General features: G+C 49.9%; 2 protein-coding genes. Both read left to right on the top strand.

Annotated elements, in window-relative coordinates; genetic code table 11:
- Positions 1-411, top strand: a 411-nt coding sequence (locus LN995_RS21610; protein WP_229963172.1) for a hypothetical protein, incomplete at its 5' end; no start/stop codon positions are given.
- On the top strand, positions 408-1,316 hold the full coding sequence (locus tag LN995_RS21605) for an IS3 family transposase (RefSeq protein WP_317206992.1): 909 nt from the start codon (positions 408-410) through the stop codon (positions 1,314-1,316). The genes LN995_RS21610 and LN995_RS21605, both read left to right, overlap by 4 nt.
- The last annotated feature ends 98 nt before the right edge of the window (positions 1,317-1,414 follow it).

Here is a 1,414-nt window from a genome sequence, read left to right as displayed (position 1 = left end):
TATAGGTTGACAGTTTTCAAACCAACTATCCCTATGGAAGACCACATTCGAGAACTACTCAGCCGCTATCAGTATAGCGAGGAAGTAAAAGAGGCTGCTGCCTTTCGCGTACTTTTTGGAGGAGAGGATGCCAGGCAAATCATGCAGGAACTGGGCATCCACAGTGTCAAAACTATTCATCATTGGGTGGCTGGCTACCATCGTAAGATTGAGCAAGGACTTATATCTTTACCTCCCATGAATGAGAAGCAAAAGCAAAACCTGGAAGCCCTGAAGCAGCGAAACAAACAGCTGGAGAAAGCCCTGGAGGAGGCCAACCTCATGATCCTGGCCCTGCACACCATGATAGAGGTGGCTGAGAAGGACCTGAAGATTTCGATTCGAAAAAAGCTTGGTACCAAACGGTCCTGACCCTGCAGCATAAGGGAACAGCAAAGGTAAGTGTCGGTAACCTTTGTCGACTGTTTGGTAAAAGCCGTCAAGCATTTCACCAGCGAAGGGTATTCTTGGATGAGCGTGCAGCCCAGGCTATGCTGGCTTTGGATCTGGTCACTGCCATCAGGAGGGAGATTCCTGGGCTGGGGACAAAGAAGCTATATCTTCTGCTGCGGGAGCCCCTGCAGAAAAGCGGCATTACCATGGGCAGGGACCGGCTGCATGAGTTGCTCCGGACACACCGTCTGCTCATCCGGCATAAAAGATCTGTACCCAAAACCACACATTCCAATCATCTTCTGAGGAAATATCCTAATCTGATCAAGCAGCTCCCTGTCCTGGAGACCGAGCAGGTCTGGGTGTGCGACATGACCTACATCTATGTGGGCTTTGACTTCAACTACCTGTCTCTGATCACCGATGCCTATTCCAAGAAGATCGTGGGCTACTGCCTGCATCAGTTCCTAAGCACGGAAGGCTGCCTGAATGCTTTGGAAATGGCGCTTGCCACGCGCAGTAAACAAAGCAGCAAGCTCATTCACCACTGTGATCGGGGCGTGCAGTACTGCAGCGTTGAGTATGTAAAGCAGCTAAAGGCAGCAGGCATAGCCATCAGCATGACAGACAGTGGGGAGGCGTATGAGAATCAGATTGCCGAACGGGTGAATGGGATACTGAAGCATGAGTTCCGGCTCAACCAGGTGTTTAAGTCTCATATGGAGGCCCTTCTGGCTGTAGAAAAGGGTATCCGCAATTACAATACGCTTCGCCCTCACATGAGCTGTAGTTACCTGACTCCCTCACAGGCACACCAGGTGGAAGAGCCTTTGGTGAAGCAGTGGAAGAGAAAGTCATCAGTGAGTGAAGTTGATAGCGTATGAGCCAAAAAGCTGTGGATTTATGGATAACTCCTGTAGAGTTACCCACAAGTCCACAGCTGCGATAATAGTGGTTGCCGGATAAAAAAGCGTCAAGTTAA

The sequence above is a fragment of the Pontibacter silvestris genome (genome assembly GCF_020907275.1).
Lineage (GTDB): Bacteria > Bacteroidota > Bacteroidia > Cytophagales > Hymenobacteraceae > Pontibacter > Pontibacter silvestris.
This window is presented reverse-complemented; position numbering and strand designations above follow the sequence as displayed.